This window comes from Streptomyces sp. TSRI0281 (assembly GCF_001905125.1).
Lineage (GTDB): Bacteria > Actinomycetota > Actinomycetes > Streptomycetales > Streptomycetaceae > Streptomyces.
Genome location: NZ_LWLE01000001.1, coordinates 46,002 through 61,825, shown reverse-complemented (window position 1 = coordinate 61,825; position 15,824 = coordinate 46,002). Strand labels below are relative to the sequence as shown.

Annotated in this window: 13 protein-coding genes; 10 read left to right on the top strand and 3 right to left on the bottom strand. The window is 73.7% G+C overall.

Annotated elements, in window-relative coordinates; all coding sequences use genetic code 11:
- Positions 1-2: 2 nt before the first annotated feature.
- Positions 3-212 (top strand): sigma factor-like helix-turn-helix DNA-binding protein, encoded by a 210-nt coding sequence (locus A6A29_RS00250; RefSeq protein ID WP_014154112.1) that lies wholly within the window; start codon positions 3-5, stop codon positions 210-212.
- Positions 212-793, top strand: coding sequence for a Clp protease N-terminal domain-containing protein (locus A6A29_RS00245; RefSeq protein WP_073717864.1), 582 nt, complete (start codon positions 212-214; stop codon positions 791-793). Before A6A29_RS00250 ends, A6A29_RS00245 begins: the two co-directional genes overlap by 1 nt.
- A gap of 39 nt (positions 794-832) precedes the next feature.
- Here A6A29_RS00245 and A6A29_RS00240 read toward each other — a convergent pair whose 3' ends face one another.
- A complete protein-coding gene (locus A6A29_RS00240; protein WP_073717863.1) occupies positions 833-1,876 on the bottom strand; it encodes a PadR family transcriptional regulator in 1,044 nt (347 codons plus the stop codon).
- A 1-nt stretch (position 1,877) separates the two neighbouring features.
- Positions 1,878-2,735 carry a DUF4097 family beta strand repeat-containing protein gene (locus A6A29_RS00235; RefSeq protein WP_073717862.1) on the bottom strand — a complete coding sequence of 286 codons (858 nt, stop codon included), beginning with the start codon at positions 2,733-2,735 and terminating at the stop codon, positions 1,878-1,880.
- Between the two features lie 155 nt (positions 2,736-2,890).
- Between A6A29_RS00235 and A6A29_RS00230 the strand changes: the two genes are divergently transcribed.
- Positions 2,891-3,751 (top strand): hypothetical protein, encoded by an 861-nt coding sequence (locus tag A6A29_RS00230; protein ID WP_073717861.1) that lies wholly within the window; start codon positions 2,891-2,893, stop codon positions 3,749-3,751.
- 191 nt (positions 3,752-3,942) lie between these two features.
- On the opposite strand, the gene A6A29_RS00225 is transcribed toward A6A29_RS00230, so the two are convergent.
- Entirely contained in the window at positions 3,943-4,128 is a 186-nt protein-coding gene (locus tag A6A29_RS00225; protein ID WP_010061466.1) for a DUF6104 family protein, read from the bottom strand.
- A 178-nt stretch (positions 4,129-4,306) separates the two neighbouring features.
- On the opposite strand from A6A29_RS00225, the gene A6A29_RS00220 reads away from it, so the two are divergent.
- The 7 genes from A6A29_RS00220 to fxsT all read left to right on the top strand — a co-directional run bounded on the left by A6A29_RS00220 (position 4,307) and on the right by fxsT (position 15,758).
- Positions 4,307-4,663, top strand: coding sequence for a CU044_2847 family protein (locus tag A6A29_RS00220; protein WP_073717860.1), 357 nt, complete (start codon positions 4,307-4,309; stop codon positions 4,661-4,663).
- Positions 4,656-6,626 carry a VMAP-C domain-containing protein gene (locus A6A29_RS00215; protein WP_073717859.1) on the top strand — a complete coding sequence of 657 codons (1,971 nt, stop codon included), beginning with the start codon at positions 4,656-4,658 and terminating at the stop codon, positions 6,624-6,626. Before A6A29_RS00220 ends, A6A29_RS00215 begins: the two co-directional genes overlap by 8 nt.
- A gap of 127 nt (positions 6,627-6,753) precedes the next feature.
- Positions 6,754-7,764: an AAA family ATPase gene (locus A6A29_RS00210; protein ID WP_073717858.1), complete on the top strand. Its 1,011-nt coding sequence runs from the start codon at positions 6,754-6,756 to the stop codon at positions 7,762-7,764.
- 7 nt (positions 7,765-7,771) lie between these two features.
- Positions 7,772-11,182 carry an SAV_2336 N-terminal domain-related protein gene (locus A6A29_RS00205; RefSeq protein ID WP_143196940.1) on the top strand — a complete coding sequence of 1,137 codons (3,411 nt, stop codon included), beginning with the start codon at positions 7,772-7,774 and terminating at the stop codon, positions 11,180-11,182.
- On the top strand, positions 11,179-11,355 hold the full coding sequence (locus A6A29_RS45105) for a YxD-tail cyclophane-containing RiPP peptide (RefSeq protein WP_158074357.1): 177 nt from the start codon (positions 11,179-11,181) through the stop codon (positions 11,353-11,355). Before A6A29_RS00205 ends, A6A29_RS45105 begins: the two co-directional genes overlap by 4 nt.
- A 167-nt stretch (positions 11,356-11,522) precedes the next feature.
- Positions 11,523-12,710, top strand: coding sequence for an FxsB family cyclophane-forming radical SAM/SPASM peptide maturase (locus tag A6A29_RS00200; protein WP_079182595.1), 1,188 nt, complete (start codon positions 11,523-11,525; stop codon positions 12,708-12,710).
- A 69-nt stretch (positions 12,711-12,779) separates the two neighbouring features.
- Positions 12,780-15,758, top strand: coding sequence for an FxSxx-COOH system tetratricopeptide repeat protein (gene fxsT, locus A6A29_RS00195; protein WP_073717856.1), 2,979 nt, complete (start codon positions 12,780-12,782; stop codon positions 15,756-15,758).
- Positions 15,759-15,824: the final 66 nt, after the last annotated feature.

The window sequence follows — 15,824 nt, the reverse complement described above, 5'->3', positions numbered from 1 at the left end:
GCATGACCGAAGCAACGGATCTGGCCGCACGCGCCGGTGACCGTGACCCGCGTGTCGGGTTGCGGGCCGTCGCCGCGCTGCGGCGGCTGCTGGAACAGCTGGAAGCCGTACAAGTGAGAAGCGCCCGCGTCCAGGGCTGGTCGTGGCAGGAGATCGCGGCCGAACTGGGCGTCAGCCGACAGGCCGTGCACAAGAAGTACGGGAGGCATTGATGTTCGAGCGATTCGCCAAGGGTGCCCGCGCCACCGTGACCGGTGCCGTCACCCAAGCCGAGCGGGCCGGCGCCGACTCGGTGACCGAGGAGCATCTGCTGCTCTCCCTGCTGGAGCGGAAGGGCAGCCGGGCCTCCTTCGCCGTCGCGGCGCTCGGCCTCACCGACCGCCGCGCCTCGGTGGCGGCCTCCCTGGCCGACGCCCGTCGGCGCGGCGGACTGACCAGGGCCGATACGGACGCACTCGCCGGTATCGGGATCGACGTGGCCGAGATCGTGTCCCGGATCGAGGGCGCGCACGGCGAGGGGGCGCTCGCCGGGGATCGCGGGAGCCGCCGGTGGTGGTCCGGGCATCGCGCGTTCACGCCCGGCGCGAAGGCGGTCCTGGAGAAGTCGCTCCGGATCGCACTCGGGCGCGGCGACCGCGTCATCGGTGAGGAACACCTGCTGCTGGCGCTCACCGCCACGCCCGGAGTGGTCGCGGACGTCCTCGCCGAGCACGGGGCGACATACGCGACCGTGGAGCGTGCCCTGTACGGGGACGGGGCGGAAGGCGGGGAACTGCGGGCCGAGGCGGGCTGACCCGCCCCTCCGTGCGGAGGGGCGGGCCGGCCGTCCGCCTCAGCTCTTCCCGCCGCCGCCGCTGCCGTCGGCGTTCTCGTCGGTGGCGGTGGCGGTGCCGTTGGCGTCCTTCTTCCGCAGCAGCGACTCGACGCGCGCCGCCGCCGCTCCCAGGTGGCGGCGGGCCTCGGTCACCTGTTCCTGGGTGACGCCGTGGTCCCTGGCCGCGTCGCGGATGTCGTCGCGGAAGCGGTCCAGGAGGCGGTCCAGGTCGCGGGCCGGGTCGCCCGTGCCCACCGTGTCCCGGCCCCACTCGGGGTCGGTTCCGGCGGCCTCGGGCTTGGCGGACGGGGTCCATCCGGCCGTCCTGGCGAACCCGCTGAGCTGGCCGGTGATCTCGGCCAGCCCCTCCCGTACGCCGGAGGGCCAGTCGCCCCGGGCGAAGTGCTCCTGGACCTGGCGTGCGGCGCTCTGCATCTGCTCGCGCGCCTTCTCGTGCGCCTCCTTGGCCTGGCGGCGGGCCTGCTGGGCGTCGTCACGGGCCCGCCTGGACTCGTCCTTCGCCCGGCGGGCCTGCTCCATCCACTCCTGCTTGGCCTTGCGCAGCTCTTCCTTGGCCGTGCGCCACGCCTCGCTGTCACCGAGGTCGCCGAGGTCGGAGAAGTCGCCGAAGTCACCGAAGGGGGACCGGCGGGACTCCTTGCCGCCCGGTGTGTGCCGGGACTCGGAGGCCGCCGCCCGCATCTCGTTGCGCAGCTTGCCCGCCGCGCCACGGACATCGTCGCGGATCTCGGCGGCCAGTTCGGAGACGGAGTCGCGGATCTCCAGCTCCAGATCGGCCAGTTCGCCGCTGCGGCCCGCCAACTCGGCGCGCCCCGCGTCGGTGATGGAGTAGACCTTGCGGCCGCCCTCGGTGGCGTGGGTGACCAGGCCCTCGGCCTCCAGCTTGGCCAGGCGGGGATAGACGGTGCCCGCCGAGGGGGCGTACAGACCGTGGAAGCGCTCCTCCAGGAGCCGGATCACCTCGTAGCCGTGGCGCGGGGCCTCGTCCAGCAGCTTCAGCAGGTAGAGGCGCAGACGGCCGTGGGCGAATACGGGGGGCATGTCAGAGAACCTTTCCGGTCGGCTCGGCTTCGTGCGGTTCGTCCTCGGCGGGCGGGCGGCGCAGCAGGGCGATCGAGCCGGACGCGGTCATCGCCTTCAGCGTTCCCGTGCCCGCGCCGAGGGTTCCGGTGATCTTCTTCGCCCCCCACTGGCCGCTGACCCGCAGGTCCTCGAAGGCGTTGGAGAGGCTGCCGCTCGCGGTGTTCGCCTCGACCTTCGCGTCCGCCGGGTGCGGCAGCCGGATGGCGATCTCGCCGGAGATCGTGGTCAGCCGGATGTCCGTGGGCTTTCCGGACGGGTCCAGGTCCAGGATCATGCCGCCGCTGACGGATTCGGCGTGTACGGAGGTCCCGGCGCCGTCGACCACGGTGAGATCGCCGGAGAGGGAGTGGAAGCGCAGGTCGCCGGTGACGTCCTGGGCCTCCAGGTTGCCGGAGACGGTCTCGCCCCGGACGCTGCCGGTGAGCCCGACCACGCTGGTGTCGCCGCTGACGCCGCGTATCTCGGTACGTCCCCGGATGCCGGAGACGAAGGCCTCGGCACCGACCACGCCGACCTCCACCGCGCAGTCGGCCGGTACGACGACGGAGACGACGGCGTTGCGGTGCCAGCCCTTGCGGTCGAACCACTTGTGCAGGCCCCTCCAGTGCAGGTCCTCATAGGTGACGGTGAGTGTGCCGTCCTGCTGGGTCACCACCAGCGGCGGGCCCTGGACCCCGGATATCTCCAGCCGTGCGGACTGCTCCTCGGTGCCGACCACGTTGACGGTGCCGTTGACGATGCGTACCTGGAGCGCCGTCACCGGGTCGTCGAAGGTGAGCTTCTGCGACTCGGCGATGGCCCACGTCGACACAGGCATGGATATGACCTCCCGGAGAGCGTGGCATGACGCAACATATCGCGTCTCTTGTTCAACACGATATATCGCGGATGGATGAAGTCAAGCGCGATCGGGAGTCGATCCGGCCTCTCAAATGGCGTCAGACATGGGCAAATTGCCCTAGCGTGTGAGGCATGAACGCGACACCCGTGGGAGCGCTCCTGCTGTGCCGGGCCGCCCCCGAGACCGTAGCGCCGCCGGCCCACCTCCTGCGTGAGCCGATGCTGCTCACCCCGGCGGGCGACGGCTGGAGCGCGCTCGTCCCGGACGGAAAGCCCTGGCTGGGCGCGGGGGCCGAGGTGGCGGGCGTGCGTACCGCCGCGACCGGGGGCACCGAACCCGTCGACCGGGTGCTCGGCGGCTGGGCCACCGCGCTCGCGGTCGGCTCGGCCTGGCCGGTGCTCGCCCTGTGGTGGGACGGCGACCGGGCCGGATACACGCTGGCGGCCGGTTTCCGCCGCCCCGTCGGCTACGTCTGGCTCGCCGACGGAACCCCGGCCGGCGAGGACGAGGCCATGCGCACCTTCGCAGCCCGGCTCGGACTCGACCCCGTCCTGGATCTCCAGGCGCTGGAGGAGCTGACCCGCCCGGACCCCGACGCGGACGCCGGTGCCCGGCTGCGCGGGCTGCTCGCCGTGCTCACCCGCACCGGTCTGACCCTGCCGCCCGGACTGGGGCCCGGAGAGCCCGCCGACCGGCTGCGCTCGGTGGCCGCCGTGCTGCCCGGAACGGAACGCGTCGAGTGGGCGGGCTGGCGCGACGCCGTACGGGTGGAGCTGGACGCGGTCGAGAACAGCAGCTTCGGCCCGTGGGTGCGCGGCCCCAGGGCCCGCGCGGTGGCCGTGGCACAGATCGCGGCCGGGCTCCCGCTCCTGCTGTGGGGCGCCCGCCGCCGCAGCGGAGGCTGGGCCACGGCCGGGGCGGTGCTGCTGGTGCAGGGCGCACTGGGGATCGCGTACCACCGCATCCGGGACGCGGGCGCCGAAAACACCTGATCCGGACGGGCGGCTCCGGCGCGGGGCCCCGCCACGGAAGTACCGGCGCGGGGCCGCGGGACCGGGTCCGGGCGCGAGGCCCACGGAACGCCCGCGGAACCAGGTCCCGGCGCGAGGACCGGGAGCGAGGCCCCCGGCGCGAGGCCCGGTCCCCGGTGCGAGGCCGCCGCCGGGACGGGACGGGCCGTCGGCTACTCGTCCTCGTCGTCCTCGTCGTCCAGCCGGGCCAGCCAGGTCGCGAGGCGCTCGACGGGCACCTCGAAGTCGGGGTTGAGATCGACGAACGTACGCAGCTGCTCGGCCAGCCACTCGAAGGTGACCTCCTCCTCGCCGCGCCGCTTCTCCAGTTCCTCGATGCCACGGTCCGTGAAATACAAGGTGTGCTCCTGTTGCGTACGGGTGTTCTTCCCTCAGGGTATGGCGTCGGCGCGGGCGGCCGGATCTCGACTGCGCGGGCCCGCTCCCCCTCGCCTGCCGGGGCACCGGCCAGTAATCTTGGTGACCGGATCAAGTCAGCGCCGGGGCAAGCGCCTTGACGTGCGGATCGGGGGAGCCGTGAGTGGTCGTGTCCGTCGTATCGATCTCGGCGACGGCAAGATTGTCTACGCCCGGGTGAGTGCGGCCGAGGGGTACGGGTCGTCCGACCGGGACGTCGGAGTGGCCGAGACCGCCGCGGCCAAGCTGGAACAGCTCAACGAGCTGATCGCGCGGGTCGGCAGCACCGTCCTGGACGCCGCCGCCGCGGTGAGACCGCACGAGGCGTCGGTCACCTTCGGAGTGGAGCTGAGCACCAAGCCCGGAAAGGCGCTCGCCATCCTCGCGGACGGCGAGGCCAAGGCGTCCGTCCAGGTCTCCCTCACCTGGCGGCTGGGCGAGCAGGACCCGGAGGGGCCGGCCGGCACGGATGTCTGACGGCCTCCCCGACCTCGACGCCCTCGTCCGCGCGGCCACCGTGCGCTTCCTCCCGGAGGACCCCCGCTCGACGCAGATGTGGGGCAGCGGCTTCTTCATCGCGCCCGGCTGGATCCTGACCGCCGCGCATGTGCTGGTGCCGCATGTGCGGGAGAACCCCGGAATGCGCTTCAGGGTCGCCGGTGACGAACGGCAGCACGGCATCGCGCCGACAGCGGTCCGGCTGCGGAAGTGGCTGGTCACCGACCCGTGGAGCGATCGCATTCCGGCCCAGCGCGATCTGGCCCTGGTGCGGCTGCTCGATGACACCGTCGAGCACGAGTGCGTCTGGATGGGCGACCGGGCGGTGTCCGGCGCGGGGGAGCGGCTGGCCTTCGGATTCCGGCCGACACCGGACGAGGCCGAGGAGGACAGCGGGCCGTACGGACTCTGGCGCGGCACGGTCCGCGCGAACGTCGACGACGGCGCCGTCGCCGTCCGGTTCGAGTCCCTGGCCGAATTTCCCCCCGGGGTCTCGGGCGGACCCGTGCTCGATCCCGCCACCGGGGCCGTGCTGGAGATCGTCAAGTCCGGCCGCGAGGACCAGGACGGCGGGCGCGCCGTCTCCGCCACCGCCCTGCGCCGGTTCGGCGGGCTGTACCGGGAGGTCATGGACGCCCACGACCGCTGGCACCACGGCCGCCGGGGGGACACCGGCAGCTGGACCGCCCACCAGGCCCGGATCGGCGGCCGGAGCTCCGGCGTCGACCCCGAACAGTGGTCCCCCGAGGACCGGGTGAACGCCCTGAACCACCTCGCGGGCCTGGCCCCCGCCCCCACGGGCGTCGTGGCCGAACTGGCGCGCGACGTACGCGGCGAACGGCTGTCGCACACCGGCCCGGCGCCCATGACCTGGCGGGACGGCCACGGGCTGCTCTACGGAGGCGACGGCAGCCCCCTCCCGGCGTACGTGTTCATGCACTACCTGCGGCTCGTCGGTGAGTTCACCCGCGACTACGGGGGCGACACGAGCGGACTCGACGCATGGCTGAACGACCGGCTGCGCCGCCTTCCGCCGCAGCTGCGCCGGCTGGTGGAACAGGCCCGGCTGCCGGACAGGGAGAGCGCGGACCGCGTCGTCATCCCCTACCCGGGGCCCGCCGACCCGGCCCATGTCGTCGTCGTCGAACTCGACGAACTGCCGTACGGGACCCTGCACTGGCAGATCAGGATCGACGACGGCAGCGGTGACCACGAGATCTTCGCCTCGGAGACCGACCCCAACGGAGTGACACCGGGCCGCCTCCGCCTCAACCTGCGCGAACACCTCGCCGAGGCCTTCCACTTCGCCGACACGGCGGGCGGGGTCCCCGCACCCTGCGAAGTCGTCGTGCCCGCCGGGTACTTCGACACACCGGTGCACCGATGGCAGCTCGCCGACGAGGCGCCCCTGGGCGATCCCGCCCATCTGCCGGTGGGGGTGAGACGGCGGATCGTCCTGCGCAACGTGGACCGGCGCGGGGAACCGGACCCCCGCTGGACGGACCGCTGGAGCGCGGCGGCCGGCCCCGGACCGCTCGCGGCGGTCCGGATGCCGCCCACCGGACAGCTCCCCCGGAGCAGGCACTTCGCCGACATCCAGCCGTCCGGCATCCCGGTGCTGTGCCAGCCCGTGAGCCGGGGCATCGGACGCAAGGCCATCGAGTTCGCCTTCGACGCGGGCCACGGCATCGCCCTGTGGCGCATCGACGGCCATGACCGGGGCCCCTGCGGCAGCGACTGCGAGGACCTGCACAAAGGCGTGGCCGAACTGCTCGCGCACACCGGCTCCCTCCCCGAACTCCCCGACCGGCTGCGCCGCATCAGGGAGGAGATCCACGAGACCCGGACGACGGGGCACTGGGCCGAAGCCGTCGCCGTCATGTACGACGACCCCCGCCGCCCGGTGCCCGAGAGGCCCGTGGGACCGGTGGACTCACCATGACGACTTGGCCGGAAATCAGCTTTGGCGGGGTCTCTCGGGGGTACATTCCCGTGGGCCCATTTGCGGGCGCTGCCTGCCCCGTCGGCCAGAGCGCGGGAAGCCACCGACCGCCGACGAGGAGCGAGAAATGAGCAACTGGCTGATTTACCGGGGTGAGGGAGACCCCGACCCGGACCGGATCGGCGACCTTCCGCCACCGCCGCCCTGGCGGGCCTTCACCGGTGAGCCGATCGGGCTCCCGGTCCCCGGACCGGACTCCTCGACGAAGCGGCGCCTCGGCGGACGCCCCCTGCTCCCCGTCCAGGACGAGGACGCGATCCAGCTCATCAACGCCGCCCTGTATCTGCGGCGACCGCTCCTGGTGACCGGGGAGCCGGGATCCGGGAAGAGCACGCTCGCGCACGCCGTCGCCCAGGAACTGGGCCTGGGAAGGGTCCTGCAATGGTCCGTCGTCAGCCGTACGGAACTGAAGCAGGGGCTGTACGAGTACGACGCGATCGGCCGGCTCCAGGACGCCCAGCTCTCCCGTGAGCGCGGCGCCGGTGAGGGCGACATCGGCGAATACATCAAGCTCGGACCGCTGGGCACGGCACTCCTGCCCTCGGAGCGACCCCGGGTGCTGCTCATCGACGAGCTGGACAAGAGCGACATCGACCTGCCCAACGACCTTCTGAACGTGCTGGAGGAGGGCGAGTTCCGCATCCCCGAACTGGAGCGCACCGCCAAGCGCGAGGGACACGCACCCGTCACCGTCCTGGACGACGACGGCCGCAGCGTGCCCGTCGTCGACGGCAAGGTGCGCTGCCGGGCCTTCCCCTTCGTCGTGATGACGAGCAACGGCGAACGCGACTTCCCCCGGCCGCTGCTGCGCCGCTGCATCCGGCTGAACCTGGAACCCCCGCGCAACGAACGGCTCGCCGCCCTGGTGCACGCCCACTTCGGGGAGGGCGCGCACGAGGCCAACCGCGACCTGCTGGAGAGCTTCAGCAGGGGCGACGACGAAGGGCTGCGGCCGACGGACGAACTGCTCAACGCCATCTTCCTCACCCAGCACACCGCCCGGGAGGCGGGCAGCCGGCGGGACGGTATCGCCCGGCTGCTCATGCGTCCCCTGGAACAGCACCCGCAGCAGCGGTGAGGTGACGATGACCTCCGCCGCCCGCAGCGCATCCGGCACCGAGCACGGTGTGCTCACGGCGCTGGTCGCCCGGCTCCGGGAGGCCGACTTCAGCGCCACGGCCGAAGAGGTGGCGGACGCGCTGTGGCTCGCGCGCTGGGTCGGGCCCGCGACCTGGCCCGACGGGCATCCCGCCGCCGGGACGGTCGCCGAGCCCGCGCCCGGCGACCCGGCGGACCCGCTCACCGATGGGCCGGAGCCGGTGGCACCGCGCGTCCCCGGCCCCGCCGCACCCGCCGAGGGACACGCGGCCCTGCGCGCCCCGGCCGCCCGGGGCGAGGGCGGCGCCGGGCGCGGCGGCTCGCCCGTACGGGTCCCCACGGCGCCCACCCTGCCCGACCCGCTCGCCCTGCAACGCGCGCTGCGCCCCCTGCAGCGGTTCCGCGCGCCCTCCGTCCCGCCGCGCGGCCTCCTCGACGAGAAGGCCACCGCACACCGGGCGGCCGAGACCGGGCTGACGCTGCCGGTGCTGCGCCCCGCCCGCCGCCGGGAGGCGCGCGCCCAACTGCTCATGGACGTCTCCTCCTCGACCATGGTCTGGGAGCAGACGCTCGACGAGCTGCGGGAGGTCTTCGAACGCGCGGGTGCCTTCCGCGAAGTACGCGTCCACTACCTGCACGAGGGCACGGACGGCACCCCGGGCGCCGCCACCACACCCACAACCCCCGCCCCGGGTACGGGGCGACTGCGGCCACCGGCCCAGTTCACGGACCCCACCGGACGGCAGATCACGCTGCTGCTCAGCGACTGCGCCGGACCGATGTGGCGCAGCGGTGCCATGCAGCGGCAGCTCCACCGCTGGGCGGGCACCATGCCGGTCGCCGTCGTCCAGCCGCTGCCGCAGCGGATGTGGCGCACCACCCATCTGCCCGCCCGGCCCGGACTGCTGCGCAGGCCCGAAGGGCCCGCGGGGCGGCTGGAGTTCCTCTCCAGGGGCGAGGCACCCCGCCGCGCGGTGGCCGTTCCGGTGCTGGCGCCCCACCACCTGTCCCTGGAGACCTGGGCGCGGCTGCTGTCGGGGACCGGCGAGCTGACGCTGCGGGCGGCGGCCGCCTGGGTCGGCGCCGATCCCCGGCCCGCCCCCGCGTCGGCGCCCCGCGCCACCGACGTACCCGCCCGCGAACGGGTGCGGAACTTCCGCCGCCATGCCTCGCCCGCCGCGGTCCGGCTCGCCCAGTGGCTGACCACCACCCCGCTGGAACTGCCGGTGATGCAGCACCTCCAGCGCGCGATGCTGCCGGACAGCGGCCCCGACGTGCTCGCCGAAGTGCTGCTCGGGGGCCTGCTCACCCGTCTCGACCGGGGACTCGACAGTCCGGCCTACGCGTTCCGCGACGGCGTATGGGCCGAGCTGCACCAACGGCTGGCGCCGGGCGACCCCGATCTGGCACTGAAACACCTGTCCCGATACGTCGAAGGGCGCTGGGGGCGCACGGCCCGCAACTTCCCCGCGATGGCGGCGGCCTATCTGGCGGGCGGCGTGGAGCCCGCGGGACCGCCGGGCGGCTCCGTGGACGACCCGCTGCTGCGGGAGTTCGCCGTCGTCTCCACCCGGGTGCTGCGCGGCTCGCTGCCGCAGCCCGTCACCACGGGGGCGGAAGGCGCCGGCTCGCCCGGTGAACTCGCGGCCGAGGCACAGGCGCGGCTCGAACGGTTCCGCCGCCAGGGCACGTCGCGGGACCTGGATTCCGGCATCGCCCTGCTGACCTCGGCGGCCGGGGCCGAGCAGCGCCGCCCGGAGCGGGCCGGGCTGCACGCGGACCTGGCCGTGGCGCTCGTCGAGCGCTGGCAGGCGCGCCGGCTCGGCGAGGACCTGAGAGGCGCGCTGAGCGCCGCGGAACGGGCCGTGCCCGCCATCTCCCGGGCCTACCGGACCATGGGCGACGTACTGGTGCGGATGGCCGAGGAGGTGGCCTCGGCCGGGCCGGACACGGACGCGGTGCCCGACCGGTTCAGAGAGGCCGCCGCCGCACCGGGGGAGGCCGCGGACGCGGACTCCGTACGGTTCCTGCTGCTGGACGACGCGCAGCGGGCGCTGGCGGACGCGGTCGCCGGGGGCGGAAGCATCGGCAGGACGGCCGCGGTCGTCCGTGCCCGGGTGCTCCAGGAGCTGGCCGCCGACTTCGCCGAACAGGCCCTGAGACTGCGCAACCCGCCGCCCGAGGGGCCCCAGGAGTGGTATTCGGCCACAATGCTCCAGTCGATCGACGTACTGGACACCCTGGTCGAGGCGGACCCCGTCCCGCCGTCGTCGCTCTACCTCCGGGGCCGCTCCTACGCCCTGCTGGCCCGCCGGTTCGAGGGGCGGCTGGACGACGGTCCGTCCGCCGATCCGGAGCGGGTGCGGGAAGCGGCCCGGCGGGCCCGCGCGGACCTGACCGAGTCGCTGGCCCGGATGACACGCCTGGTCACCGCCGACGGTGACGACGGAGCGCCGCGTGTCGGTGACGACGGACCGACGCGTACGGCGACGGCCGAATGGAAGCCCGACCCCGCCGACCTGGTCGACGGCTGGATCGCTCTGGCCGAGGCCCATGAACTGGCCTGGACCGGCCTCGACATGGAGACCGGCTGGGCGCACGCCCTGCGGGCGCTCGACGAGGGCCGCGCCGTCGCCGGGGGCCTGCCGCCCGGTCCCGGACGCGACCGGCTGACGCTGCGCTGTCTGGAGGCGAAGGCGTCCATCGAGAGCCGGCGCTTCCACGAGGGCGCGGAATCCCGGCGCGAGGCGCTCGACCGGGCCGTCGGCGCCTGGGCGGAGGTCTGGGCGCTGACGCCCCCCGACAGCCCGTGGCAGCCCGGGAACCTCCAGATCTACGGCCTCACCCTGATGCGCCGGGGCCAGCTGACCGGGTCCGAGGAGGATCTGCGCGAGACGGTGCGTCTGCTGCGGCAGTCCGTCGCCGGAACCTCCGGGAAGAGCCCCGCGCTCGCCGCCCGCAGAATGAATCTCGGGCTGGCGCTGATGGTCCGCTTCCGGCTCGTGGGAGCCCTGGTCGACCTGTACGAGGCCGACTGGATACTGGGAGCGGCGGCCCGCGAGGCGGTGTCGGGAGACGTCGCGGCCTCCGCCCACGCCATCCGCGGCCAGGTCGCCGAGGCGCTAGGCCGGACGACCGGGGCCGAGGTCCGCTTCACCGAGGCGGCGACGTACTTCAAGCAGGCCGCGGACCGTGCGCTCGCCACCGGATCCGCCGTGATGGCCGCCGCCTACCTGGCGGACCGGGCCAGGATGCTGGAGCGGACCGCCGGACCGGACCGCGCGCTCACCGAGTACCACCGGGCGCTCGGCATCCTCACCGAGCACGGCGAGCAGCACGACGAGGTCGCGGACCGCATCCGGGAGAGCGTGCGCCGGCTCGAATCGGGTGACGCATGACGTCACCGCCCGACGACAGCAGCACGCCCCTGCCCGTTTTCGGCTCCCTGGCCGCCCTCGTCGACCACGGCGGCGCGACCGGGCACCCGGTGCTGGACGCCGTCCTGGCGGGTCTGCGCGACCGGTCCGCCGAGGCGGGCCCGTCCGTGGCGTACTACGAGGACGCCCCGTGACGGCGGGCACCACGGCGGGTGCGGCGGGTGCGGCGGGTGCGGCGGGTGCGGCGGGTGCGGCGGCGGTCACCACCGCCGGTTCCGCTTCCACCGCCGGTTCCGCTTCCACGGCAGGTCCCGCGTCCCGTCCCGCGCCGGACACCGTTCCGTACTGGCCGCACCGGGCGCTGGACACTGCGGCGCTGCACCCGGTACCGCTGCGGCAGTTCGTGCTCAAGGTGCACAGCCGGTGCAACCTCGCCTGCGACTACTGCTACATCTACCGCAGCCCCGACACGAGTTGGCGCGAGCGCCCGGCGCGGGTCCCGGAAGGGACGATGGCCCGCACCGCGGCCCGCATCGGCGAGCACGCCGCCGCCCACGGCCTGGAGCGCATCCGGATCGAACTGCACGGTGGAGAGCCGCTGTTGGCGGGACCCGAACCGCTGCTCGCCTACACCCGCGCGGTACGCCGGGCGGTGCCCGGGGGCTGCGTGGTCCTGCCCAGCGTGCAGACCAACGGCACGCTGCTGACCGATGGCGTCCTCGACCGGCTCGACGCCGAGGGCATCCGGGTGGGCCTGAGCCTGGACGGCGGGAGCGCCCGCCTGAACCGGCGGCGCGTGGGTCACGACGGCCGGCCCTCCTGGCCCGCCGCGTCCCGCGCCGCCGCGCTGCTGGCCCGGCGCGGTACGCAGTACGCGGGCATCCTCAGCACGATCGACCTCGACAGCGACCCGCGCGAGGTCTACACCTCGCTGCTGGCCCTGGACCCGCCCGGCCTGGACTTCCTGCTGCCCCACGCCAACTGGGGCGCGCCCCCGGCAGGGAGGGCGGCCGTGCCGCCGGGACGGCACCGGCCCGGCCCGGCGCCGTACGGACAGTGGCTGACGGAGGTCTTCGACCTGTGGTGGCAGTCGGACGGGCTGCGGACGGGAGTCCGGCTGTTCACGGAGATACTGGCCCTGCTGCTCGGCAGCCGGAGCGCCGCCGAGGCGGTCGGGCTCTCCCCGATGGCGGCGATCGTGGTCGACACGGACGGCGCCATCGAGCAGGTCGACTCGCTCAAGACCGCCTACGCGGGCGCCCCGGCGACCGGTCTGGACGTCTTCGCCCACTCCTTCGACGACGCGCTGCGCCATCCCGGCGTCGCCGCGCGCCAGCTGGGGGAACGGGGGCTCGCGCCCGAGTGCCGCACCTGCCCGGTGCTCCGGGTGTGCGGCGGCGGCAACTACGCGCACCGGTACGCTCCGCACAGCGGCTTTCTGCACCCGAGCGTCTACTGCGCCGACCTCGAACACCTCATACGGCACATCGCGCGACGGCTGTGTGACGCGGGAAACAGTGGTCACTGTTCGCCAACGGGCCCTCACTGAGCGAAATCTGACGCACAATCGAATGGCTTGCGCACAAAGTTGAACAACTTGCGTCGAGGGAGTACCGGGATGACGGAGGATTCCGACCACGTCACGGTCGTTTTCGCGGGACAGAGTGAGTCCTGGGCGAAGTGGGTGGAGGAGGAGTGCGAGACCGCGGGCATCCGCACGCACCTCGTCCGCTGGGACCCCCTGCGCAAACCGCCGGAGGGCAGAGCGCTCACCGACCTGCTCGCGGCGCCCGGCCGGGTCCTGCTCGTCCTGGACGACTGGTATCTGCGCTTCGACGCGGGGCGCTACCGGGCCTGGGCCGATGTGCTCCGCCAGGTGCTCCCCGCCCACCGTTCGCAGGTCGCGGCCATCTCCGTCACCCCGCACAGCCTGCCCGAAGCGGCCCGCGAACTGAACCCGGCCGGCCTGTTCGGGATCGGGCGGGAGGAGGCCAAACAGCGGCTGCTGACCGCGTGCGGCCTCGTGCTGGACAGGCACACCGGAGTCGACCTCGACCGGGGACTGCGCTTCCCGGACGAGCCGCCGCCCGTCTCGAACGTGGAACGCCGCAACCGCCGGTTCACCGGCAGACGGCGGACCCTGGAGCAGGTGCACCGGCTGCTGACCGACCGCACCCCGGCATCGCCCGCCACCTCCGCACTGGTGGCCGTGCACGGCGCGGGCGGGATGGGCAAGACCGAACTGGCGCGGGAGTACGCGCACCGCTACGCCGGCGAGTACGACGTCATCTGGTGGGTCAGGGCCCACACCCCGCTCATGGCGCGCGAGGACTTCGCCGCGCTCGCGAAGGAACTGCGCACGGGTGACGGCGACGAACTGCGCGGGCTCATCACCGCCGCCCAGGAGCGCCTCGCCTCGTCACGGAAGCGCTGGCTCCTCGTGTTCGACGGGGCGGACAGCCCGGACGGGCTGGCCGACCTGCTGCCGCGGGGCCCCGGCCACGTACTGATCACCACCCGCGACACCTCCTGGCCGGCCCACGGCGCGGAACTCGTCTCGCTGCCCCGCTTCGACCGGGAGGAGAGCGTCGCCTTCGCCTGCCGCCGGGCACCGCGGATCACCGAGGAGGAGGCCGACCGGCTGGCCGATGTGGTCGAGGACCTGCCGATCCTCATCGACCAGATGGCCGCCTGGCTGGAGGCGTACCCGCTCACCGAGGTCGCCCGCTATGTCGAGGACATCCGCGACGGCGACCCCAACGCCCTGGACGTCATGCCGTCGGGCGGCGAGGCGCAGCGGTTCCAGGCCGTGTGGTCCACCACGCTGAACGCCCTCGGCGAGGACGCGCCGCACGCCCATGAACTCCTCAAACTGCTCGCCCACTTCTCCGCCGACACCGTGCCCGTCAGGCTGCTGCGCTCGGCCAGGGCCTCGGACCTGCCCACCCATCTGGCCCGCCTGGTCAGCGAGCCCAGCAACTGGAACTCCGCGCTCCGTACGCTCTCCGAGACCACGTCCATGCGGCTGGAGTACGAGACGGGTCCGCAGGACGACATCCTCACCGTGGGCACCCTGCGCATGCACCGGCTCTTCCACCGCTTCGTCCGCAGCACCCTCTCGGTCCACGACCGGCGCAAGGCGTCCGAGACCGCCTGCCGGGTCCTGGTCGCCGCCGACCCCAGGGACCCCACGGCCCCCCGCCACTGGCAGCGCTACGCGGACCTGATCCCCCATCTGGAACCCTCGGGAGCACTGGCGTCGGCCGACGAGGACGTGCGCAGCCTCGTCCTCAACTGCGTCGAGTACCTCCGGATGCGCGGCGAGTACGCCGACGGCTGGATGATCACCAGGAAGGCACTCGATCACTGGCGCAACGACTCGGGCCCCACCGACCGCACCATCCTGGTCGCCACCCACCAGTACGCCAACATGCTCCGCCGGCTGGGCCGTTACGCGGACGCCGAGGGAGTCGGACGGGACATCCTCGACCGGCTCTCCGCGGACCCGGAGGCGCGGGCCATCGAGCTGATGCGGGCCATGAACGGCCTCGGCGGAACACTGGTGGCCCTCGGGCGGTACGACGAGGCGCGCACGCTCTACGAGAGCGCCGCCACCAGGGCGGTGGAGGAGCTCGGCGACAGCAAGGTGCCGCGCACCCTCGCCATCCGCAGCAACCTGGCCCAGGCCGTCGCCCTCCAGGGCCGGTACGCCGAGTCCCTGGACCAGCACCGCTCGATCCTGGAAGCCCGCGTCGGCCTGCTCGGCCCGCGCAACGCCCTCACCCTGATGTCCGCCCTGCACACCGCCTGGACGCTGCGGCTGCTGGGCCGTTACCGGGAAGCGCTGGTGATCCAGGAACGGAACACCTGGCTGCACAGCCAGGTGCTCGACCGGGACCACTCGCAGACCCTCCAGGCACAGCACAACCTCGCCCTGTGCAGGCGCAGGGAGGGCGACCTGGAGTACGCCCACGCCATGATGCGCCGGGTCCGCGAGAAGATGACCGTCCGCCGGGGCGGCCACCACCCCGAAACGCTGCTGATCTCCACCGACTACGCCATGCTGCTGCGGGAGATGGGCCGGTACGACGAGGCGCTGGGCATCGCCGAGTCCACTGCCCGGGTGTACGCCGCCCAGCTCGGCGACGACCATCCGTACGCGATCGGCAGCCGGGCCAACTGCGGGGTCGTCCTGCGCTGTCTGGGCCACCGCACGGACGCGCTGGCGATCGGCGAGGAGACGACGGCGGGCATGGCACGCGCACTCGGCGACGCGCACCCCTGGAGCATCGGCTGCGCGCTGAACACGACCGCGGCACGGGCGGCGGTGGACGACCCGCGGGGGGCGGCGGACCTCGGGCGCGCCGCCCTGGAACGGGCCCGTGCGGGCCTCGGGGACGGGCATGCCATGACGGTCGCCCTCAGGGCGGGGCTCGCCCTCGACCTGCGGGCGGCGGGCAAGGAGGACGAGGCCGGAGCGCCGGCGGACGAGGCACCGGACCGGGGTGGCGACGACGCCGGGGACGAGCACCGGCGGATGCGGTCGACGGTGGCCGGAGGACGCCCGTACTGGGACTTCGAGCCCCAGCCGGTCTGATCCACCGGTCTGATCCACCGGCCTGATGCACTGTCTGACCCACCGGCCTGATCCGCCGATCCGACG